This is a genomic window from Janthinobacterium sp. HH106 (assembly GCF_001758725.1).
Taxonomy (GTDB): domain Bacteria; phylum Pseudomonadota; class Gammaproteobacteria; order Burkholderiales; family Burkholderiaceae_D; genus Janthinobacterium.
In genome coordinates this window covers 1-8,288 of sequence record NZ_LRIC01000034.1, presented here as the reverse complement: position 1 = coordinate 8,288, position 8,288 = coordinate 1, and the positions used below count along the sequence as shown (strand labels likewise).

Here is an 8,288-nt window from a genome sequence, read left to right as displayed (position 1 = left end):
GGCACCGTCACCGACGCGCGCCTGGTGCAAGCCGTGGTCGATGCCATCCTGCAGGTCAACCGCGAGCTGGCCGACTGGCAGGGCAAGCAGGCCGCAGCCGGTATTGCCGCCCTGGCGGACGTGCCGGCCGCGCACATCAACCGCGAATCCCGCCTGCTGGCGCAGTACCGGCGCGCCGTCTACAGCACAGCGAAGGCCGACCTGATCGAGCGTTACCGCGATTACGACAGCACGGCCACGTCCGTCAGCGACAAGAAAAGCATGGAATGGCTGGACGAGGCTCCCGGCGCGCAGCGGCGCAATGCGCAATGGGCCATCGCCGATATGGTCGGCCGCACGCACCTGACCGTGGAATTGATCTGATGCAGGTGCGCACGCAGCAGAACGACACGGTAGACGCCCTGGTGTGGCACTACCTGGGCGACGGCGCGGGATACGTCGAGCACACCCTGGAAATGAATCCCGCGCTGGCGCGCCACGGCGCCGTGCTGCCGGCCGGCCTGGTCGTCACCCTGCCCGAGCCGGCGCCCAGCACGGGCCAGGCCACGGACATCGTGCAGCTATGGGATTAACTTTTTTAACAACACACCTACTTATCCTCATCATGGAGAAACAAGCAATGTCCGCAGAATCGTTTAGTGGTTTCGCCACCCTGGTCAAACTGTACGGCTTCAAGGCGGCGCTGGGCATGGTCGGCGCCGCCATGCTGTACATCGTGCTGCCGCCGTTGAACAGCGACGGTACCTTCAACAAGGGCGAATTCGTCGCCCGCCTGGCCTGCGCCGGCGTGTTCTCGTGCCTGCTGGGCGGCACCGTGTATCAGCTGCTGTGCGCCCAGCTCCCCACCATCGGCGCCATGGTCAACGCTTCCGCCATCGACCTGATCGTCGGCGCCCCCGGCTGGTGGGTATCGCGCGCCGTGGCCCTGTGGTTCCAGCGCCGCAGCGACAAGGACATCGCCGAGCTGGTCAAAGACGCGAAGGAGCATTGATGGGCACCACCGACAATCCCCTGATCGCGCGCGTCATCGACGCCATCCTGCGCGCCGAGGGCGGCTACGTGAACGACCCACAAGACAAGGGCGGCGAAACCAATTACGGCATCACCGTGGCCGTGGCGCGCGCGAATGGTTACACGGGGCCGATGCGCGATCTGCCCGAGTCCGTGGCGCGCGCCATCTACACGGCGCGCTACATCACGGAACCGAAATTCGACCAGGTGCTGGCCGTCCATGCCGGTATCGGCGCCGAGCTGATCGACACGGGCGTGAACATGGGGCCGCACCGAGCGGCCGAGTTCCTGCAGCGCTGGCTGAACGGTTTTAACGACACGGGCGCCCGCTATCCCGCCCTGTTCGTCGACGGCCGCCTGGGCGCGCAGTCGCTGGGCGCGCTGGCCGCCTTCCTGAAATGGCGCGGCCAGGATGGCGCCGCCGTACTGCTGCGCGCCCTGAACGGCCTGCAGGCGGCACGCTATCTGGAAATCACCGAAGCCAACACCACCCAGCGCCGTTTCCTGTTCGGCTGGATCAAGGAACGGGTGGCCATGTGACCGCAACCACCTGGCGCCCGCTGGCCGCTGCTCTCCTGTGCGGCGCCATCGCGGGCTGGACGGCGCAGGGCTGGCGCAAGGATGCCGCCATCGCCGAGCTGCGGCGGGCGGCGGCCACAAACAAAACCACCGCAGCCACCGCGCTGGCCCAGGCCACCGCCCGCGTGCTCACCCAGGAGCGCGCCGCCGGCGCCGCCCTGGCGCAACGCGCCGACCACCTCACCCAGGAGCAAACCCATGCGAAAACTGAACGCGACCGTTTCAATGCTGACGTGCGCAGCGGCGCTGTGCGCCTGTCAATCCCCGTCGCCAGCGGCCAGTGCGCCGCAACTGCAGATTCCACCGCTGCCGCAGGCCATCGGCACCAAGCGCGCGCCGAACTTGACCCAGCGACTGCGGCAGCTCTTGACGCCATTGCCGGCGACGGTGACGACGCCACCCGCCAGCTGAACGCCTGCATCGACGCCTACAACCTAGTACGAGACACCTACCATGTACAAACCGAATAGCCTGCGCCAGCACTTGGCCGCCGCCATCCCTGACCTGCAGCGCGACCCCGACCGCCTGCTGGTCTTCGCCGACGAGGGCAACGTGGTGGCGTCGGCCACCGCCTCCCTCTCCTTCGAATACCGCTTCAAGCTCAACCTGATCGTCACCGATTACGCGGGCGACGCCGACGCCATCATGGTGGCCCTGATCGCCTGGCTGAAAATCCACCAGCTCGACCTGATGGCCAACGAGGAAACCCGCAAGCACGGCATCGCCTTCGAAGTGGACTTCAACAACCATGAAACGGTCGATATTTCCATCAAGCTGGACCTAACCGAACGCGTGGCAGTCAAGACAGGCGAAGCGGGCCGCCTGGACATCAAGCACCTGGCCGAGATACAGCACATGCCGGCCTACGCGGACGAATTCTGGAAGCTGTACGCCGGCGAGACCCTGCTGGCCGAATGGCGCACGCCCGAGGCCACGCAATGAGCGACGACCTGCACGCGCTGGAAGCCTGGGTCGGTGCGCTGCTGGCCAAGCTGCAGCCGGCCCAGCGCCGCGCCATCAATCACAGGGGGGCCATCGACCTGCGCCGCAGCCAGGCGCAACGCATCAAGGCGCAGCAGGGGCCGGATGGTGCGGCCTACCCGGCACGCAAGCGGCGCAAGGAATTCAAGGGGAAGAAAGGGCGCATCAAACGGCAGAAAGCGGCCATGTTTGCAAAGATCCGCACCGCCAAGCACTTGAAAGTGAAGGCGACCGGCGACCAGATCGAAGTCGGATTCTTTGGCTGGGTGGCGCGCGTGGCGCATGTGCATCAGTTTGGCCGGCAAGACCGCCTGAGCAAAAAAGGGCCGTTTACAAATACCCGGAGCGGCCGCTGCTGGGCTTAAGTGAGCTGGATCGGACGTTGATACGCGAATCGCTGTTGCGTCACATGGAAAAAAACTAAGATGCTTCAATGCAAACTTCAACTGACATTAGTTATCAAATGAGTTAGAGTCATATAAAACTGACCGCAACCGGCCAGCAGCTGACCTTCATTGCCGTTGTCGATACCGGACAACGCAGCACGTGCGCAATGGAATAGCAATGTTTCCCACCCCATTAACCGACAAATGAAGGCAATTTAACTAATGACACGCCGACGCAAACGCCGACAAAAGGTGGAATCATCGAAAAAAAAGAAGTATTTGACTGAATGGCTCAGAAAAAACTATACGCTTCTTAATGAGCATTGGGGCTATCCACGCCGGCTGCTTGGACGTACTGGCACGGTCGCCGCTGAGCAGCACGAATTTGATGAGCTTGGCGTCAAGCTCATCACTCGTTTGCAAGAGACAATGAAATATAAGAAGGATATGCAGTTCGCGATTATGAAGGATTCGCAACCGGGAGCATGGGCAATCTATGCGCCTCTCTGCTATGGAATCGTCATCACTACAGGCTTGATTTTAAATATGCAGACCGTATGTGGTTGCGTTGTCTGGCTGATGCAGCAATCGCGCGCTCAACCGGAAGGAGAGGATAATTTTGTCGCGGAATTGTGGCGAGGGATGCCGCACGAAAACGATGATTACGAGAGTTTTGGGGGGCTACTTGCTCACATTGCTTTTGCATTTGTGATGCACCATGAACTCGCACATGCGGGACTAGGGCATGATTCAATCGATGGCGAGGCTAAGGTAAAAAGGTCTGCGCCAAACTACAAGGCTGACCAAACAAAAATCCAAGTCATCCATGAGTCTTCTATTGCGGCAAAGGCTAATGCTGATAACCAGCCTGCACAATCGCCGGTTAATCAAGCACTGGAAGCGGACGCCGATATGAACGGCTTGCGCTATACGATACAGTTCATGGAGCATCAAGCGACGCGCTTCGAAAACCTGAACGTTGACGCCACAGATAAAATGGGTTTGGTTTGGAAGCATATGTTGACGAATACTGAGAGACGTTGGTTCGCCATCCTTGCCGGCGTTGGTATTGGTTTGTATTGCCTAATTTCAAATTTGGACAATGTGAAGATGGGTGAGCTCTCAGACCAGACCCATCCGCCGATCCCTGCTCGTGTTATGGCAATTTTGGTTGTGGGATCGCATTTATACGAAAGGCAAAATGGACATAAGCTCGAAGGGCTCTCGAACGTCTTGCTGTTTGTAGCTGGCCTGCTAGGCCTATCCTTCACTGTCAATAACAAATATAAGACGCTAGACGACTTGCTTGATGGATTGCGCATTAACGACGGTGTAAACCGGCTAGAAGAAATTGGCGCGCATTTTGGAAAGCTAGCCAAGATGCGATCCACTCTTGATCGACGCCTGAGGCTGCACCGCCGATTTCCAGATTACTTATGCTGGGCATGGTTCGAAGACAGTGAATTCGCCGATGGCACCGATCATATCTATGGGTTGTCAGTGGTGCAGCCGAAGTAGCGCATGGTCCACGTCGGGGCGAAAGCGGACACCCACCACATCGCCCCTACTTCGAAAATGTAAGTTTATACGTCACTGACTGCCATAGTCGCTAAGCCGCATATCAACCCGCCTCCGCGTGCATCCGCACGCGGACTTCGGCAACATGCACTGCATGAACGCCGACTTGTCCGACCTCCTTCGCTTGCTGCAAAACCTGATACGCCTGGGCACTATCGCCGAGGTCAAAGGGGCCAAGGCGCGCGTGCGGCTGGGGCCGACACTCACCACTAAATGGCTGAACTGGGCCACACGGCGCGCCGGCAGCACGCGCACCTGGTCGGCGCCGACCATCGGCGAACAGGTCATCGTCTTTTCCCCCGGCGGCGACCTGACGCGCGGCATCATCTTGCCGGCGCTGTACTCGCAGGAATTTGACGCGCCCGAAATCAGCGACAGCATCCACACCACGCATTACCCCGACGGCGCCGTGATGCAGTACGACCATGCGGCCCATGCACTTACGGCCACCCTGCCCGGCGGCACGGCCACCATCACGGCCGACAAGGTCACGTCGAACGCGCCCAGCACCATCTGCACGGGCGACCTGACCGTCATGAAAAACCTGATCGTCAAGCAATCGGCCACCGTGGAAGGCGCCACCGCACTGAATGGCGGCGTGAACGCCAAAGCCGGCGCCGCTGGCGGCGTGGCCATGGCCGTGCAAGGCACTGTCAAAGCCAGCGAGGACGTGCTGGCCGGCGCCATCAGCTTGGCCAAGCATCCGCACAGCGGCGTCAAGGCAGGCGGCGACCAGTCGGGCGGGCCGCAAGCATGATGGGCATGCACGCCGCCACCGGGCGCAGCCTGACGGGCCTGGGCCATCTGCGCCAGTCCGTGGCCGACATTCTCACCACGCCCATCGGCTCGCGCATCCGGCGCCGCCGCTATGGTTCAGAGGTGCCCGAGCTGATCGACCAGCCGCTGAACAGCGCGACGCAATTGCGCATCTACGCGGCCACCGCCTTTGCCCTGCGCCGCTGGGAACCGCGCCTGCAGCTCGCCAGCGTGCAGCTCACGCGCGACACGGACGGCGCCATCGCCCTGCTGCTCGATGGCACGGCCAATGGCCAGGGCATCACGATGTCCGTGCCCGTCAAGCAAGGGAGCGTCGTATGAGCACGCCTATCGACCTGACCCAGTTGCCCGCGCCCAGCGTGGTCGAGGTGCTGGACTTCGAAGCCATCCTCGCCACACGCAAAGCTCACCTTGTCAGCCTGCTGCCGGAAGCCGAACGCGCCGCCGTCACGGCCCTGTTGGAACTGGAATCGGAGCCGGCCACCAAGCTGCTGGAAGAGAACAGCTATCAGGAAACCATCCTGCGCAACCGCGTCAACGAGGCGGGCAAGGCCGTCATGCTGGCGTTTGCCCTCGATGGCGACCTCGATCAACTGGGCGCCAACGTCAACGTGGCGCGCCTGGTCATCACGCCGGCCAATCCCAGCGCCCTGCCGCCCGTGGCCGCCGTCATGGAAGATAACGACGCCTACCGCCTGCGTATCCAGGAAGCGCCGGACGGCCTGTCCGTGGCCGGCCCGAAAGCATCGTATGAATTCCACGCCCGCAGTGCGGACGGCCAGGTCAAGGACGCGAGCGCCACCAGCCCCGCGCCGGCCAGCGTCACCGTCACGGTGCTGGCCAACAATGCCACCGGCATCGCCAGCGCCGAGTTGCTAGCCACCGTGGCGCACGCACTCAACGCCGAGGACGTGCGCCCCCTGGGCGACCGCGTGACTGTGCAGGCCGCCCAGGTCATCGATTACCAGATCGAAGCCACCTTGTTTATCGGCGTCGGCCCGGAAGTGCCGATTCTGCTGGACGCCGCGCGCGCCAACGCTGTGCGCGTGTCGCAGCCGCGCCGCCCGCTGGGCCACAGCATTTATCGATCCGCCTGCAGCGCCGCCGTGCACGTCGAAGGCGTGCGCAAGGTCGTGCTCACCAGCCCGGCGGCGGACATCGAGCTGGACGCCACGCAGGCCGCGCGCTGCACTGCCATCAATCTGAATGTGGTCGTGCTCGATGAATAGCATCGTGCCGACCCTGCCGCCGAATACCACGGCGCTCGAGCGCGCCATTGCCGTGGCCTGCGCCGAACTGCTCAACGTGCCCGTGCCGCTGCGCGACCTGTGGAACGCCGACCGCTGCCCGGTCAACTTGCTGCCGTTTCTGGCCTGGGCCTGTTCCGTCGACCGCTGGGACGATGCCTGGCCCGAATCGATCAAGCGCGGCACGATCAAGGCGTCCTATTTCATTCACAAGCACAAGGGCACGATTGCCGCCGTGCGCCGCGTGGTCGAGTCCCTGGGCTATTTGATCCGCATCACCGAATGGTGGCAGACCACGCCACCCGGCACGCCGGGCACTTTCCGCCTCGACGTGGGCGTGCTGGACTCGGGCATCACGGACGCCATGTTTCAGGAAATGGAGCGCCTGATTGCCGACGCCAAGCCCGTCAGCCGGCATTTGACCGGGCTTGCGCTGTATCTGGAAACCCGTGGCCAGGTACGGATCGGCCTGGCCACCTACCACGGCGATGCGATGACGGTGTATCCGTGGATCGCCGAAGAAATCGAAGTGCGCGGCAAGCTGGTACAGGGCGGCGCACCCCATACCATTGACACCATGACCATTTATCCATGAGCACATACTTTGCCATTCTGACGCAGGTGGGCGAGGCCAAACTGGCCAATGCCATCGCCCTGGGCCAAACCCTGAAACTGAAAAAAATGGGCGTCGGCGACGGCAACGGCGCCCTGCCGATCCCAGACCGCTTGCAAAAGGCGCTCGTGCATGAAGTGCGCCGCGCCGACCTGAACCAGTTGGCCATCGACCCTGCCAACGCCAGCCAGATCATCGTCGAGCAAGTCTTGCCCGAAGACGTGGGCGGCTGGTGGCTGCGCGAAATCGGCATCTACGACGAGGCCGGCGACCTGTGCGCCGTGGCCAACTGCCCGCCCAGCTACAAGCCCCTGATGGTCGAGGGCAGCGGGCGCACGCAAGTGGTGCGCGTGGTGCTGATCGTCGCCAGCACCGCCGCCATCGAGCTGAAAATTGATCCGTCCGTCGTGCTGGCCACGCGCAAGTATGCCGACGACAAGGCCGCCGAGGCTGTGATGGCGCATGAGGCGAAGGCCAACCCGCACCCGCAGTACCTGAGCAAGATCGAGGGCGAAGCCAAGATCGCGGCGGCGATTGCCGCCCTGGTCGATAGCTCGCCGGAAACCTTGAATACCCTGGCCGAACTGGCCGAAGCGCTGGGACGCGATCCGCATTTCGCCACCACGATTGCCAATGCGCTGGCGTTGAAAGCCCCGCTCGACTCGCCGGCCTTCACCGGCACGCCGAACGCGCCGACGATCCCCCACGGCGACAATTCCGCGCGCATCGTGAACGCTCGCGCCCTGGCCGATGCGACGCAGGGCCGTGCCGGCGTGCAGGGACTGGCGGGCGCGAACAGCGTCGCTTCGCCGGCGAACAAATTCACCGTGTCCGCACTCGCCGTCACGATGCGCAACCCGGCCACCGGTCAGACCATCACGAAATATGCCACCGGCGCCTTGACGGCGGACGTGTCCGTAGTGGGAGCGAACGGCCGGGATCAAGCGGCCGTCATTGCCGGCACCGCGTCGGTGCATCTGCACTTCATCTTCAATCCCGCGACGGGCGTCACCGCCCTGCTGTGGAGCCTCTCGGCGGATGCCCCGACGCTGCCGGCCGGGTTCTCCTTCTTCGCCTATGCCACCACCATTCGCTACCAGGGGGCCAACGCCATCA

At 62.9% G+C, this 8,288-nt stretch carries 13 protein-coding genes; all 13 read left to right on the top strand.

Features of this window, described 5'->3' with window-relative positions; genetic code table 11:
- Positions 1-363: head completion/stabilization protein (locus JAB8_RS14920; protein ID WP_070290414.1), on the top strand; the 363-nt coding region annotated here is incomplete at its 5' end.
- Positions 363-572: a tail protein X gene (locus JAB8_RS14915; protein ID WP_070290412.1), complete on the top strand. Its 210-nt coding sequence runs from the start codon at positions 363-365 to the stop codon at positions 570-572. The genes JAB8_RS14920 and JAB8_RS14915, both read left to right, overlap by 1 nt.
- 47 nt (positions 573-619) lie before the next feature.
- A complete protein-coding gene (locus JAB8_RS14910; RefSeq protein ID WP_070290411.1) occupies positions 620-991 on the top strand; it encodes a hypothetical protein in 372 nt (123 codons plus the stop codon).
- Positions 991-1,551, top strand: coding sequence for a glycosyl hydrolase 108 family protein (locus JAB8_RS14905; protein ID WP_070290409.1), 561 nt, complete (start codon positions 991-993; stop codon positions 1,549-1,551). The genes JAB8_RS14910 and JAB8_RS14905 overlap by 1 nt, the downstream gene beginning before the upstream one ends.
- A complete protein-coding gene (locus JAB8_RS14900) occupies positions 1,548-2,060 on the top strand; it encodes a lysis system i-spanin subunit Rz (protein WP_070290407.1) in 513 nt (170 codons plus the stop codon). The genes JAB8_RS14905 and JAB8_RS14900 overlap by 4 nt, the downstream gene beginning before the upstream one ends.
- Entirely contained in the window at positions 2,044-2,532 is a 489-nt protein-coding gene (locus JAB8_RS14895; RefSeq protein ID WP_070290405.1) for a phage tail protein, read from the top strand. The genes JAB8_RS14900 and JAB8_RS14895 overlap by 17 nt, the downstream gene beginning before the upstream one ends.
- Positions 2,529-2,936, top strand: coding sequence for a phage virion morphogenesis protein (locus tag JAB8_RS14890; protein WP_254679522.1), 408 nt, complete (start codon positions 2,529-2,531; stop codon positions 2,934-2,936). The genes JAB8_RS14895 and JAB8_RS14890 overlap by 4 nt, the downstream gene beginning before the upstream one ends.
- A gap of 273 nt (positions 2,937-3,209) precedes the next feature.
- Positions 3,210-4,475 (top strand): M48 family metalloprotease, encoded by a 1,266-nt coding sequence (locus JAB8_RS14885; RefSeq protein WP_139143056.1) that lies wholly within the window; start codon positions 3,210-3,212, stop codon positions 4,473-4,475.
- 166 nt (positions 4,476-4,641) lie between these two features.
- Complete coding sequence (locus tag JAB8_RS14880; protein WP_254679521.1) at positions 4,642-5,292, top strand: phage baseplate assembly protein V; 651 nt, start codon at positions 4,642-4,644, stop codon at positions 5,290-5,292.
- Positions 5,289-5,633 (top strand): GPW/gp25 family protein, encoded by a 345-nt coding sequence (locus JAB8_RS14875; RefSeq protein ID WP_070290401.1) that lies wholly within the window; start codon positions 5,289-5,291, stop codon positions 5,631-5,633. The genes JAB8_RS14880 and JAB8_RS14875 overlap by 4 nt, the downstream gene beginning before the upstream one ends.
- Entirely contained in the window at positions 5,630-6,541 is a 912-nt protein-coding gene (locus JAB8_RS14870) for a baseplate J/gp47 family protein (protein ID WP_070290399.1), read from the top strand. Before JAB8_RS14875 ends, JAB8_RS14870 begins: the two co-directional genes overlap by 4 nt.
- The gene (locus JAB8_RS14865; protein WP_070290397.1) at positions 6,534-7,154 is read left to right on the top strand and encodes a phage tail protein I; all 621 of its coding nucleotides are present in this window, start codon (positions 6,534-6,536) and stop codon (positions 7,152-7,154) included. The genes JAB8_RS14870 and JAB8_RS14865 overlap by 8 nt, the downstream gene beginning before the upstream one ends.
- Positions 7,151-8,288, top strand: a 1,138-nt coding sequence (locus JAB8_RS29945; protein WP_175445203.1) for a phage tail protein, incomplete at its 3' end; no start/stop codon positions are given. The genes JAB8_RS14865 and JAB8_RS29945, both read left to right, overlap by 4 nt.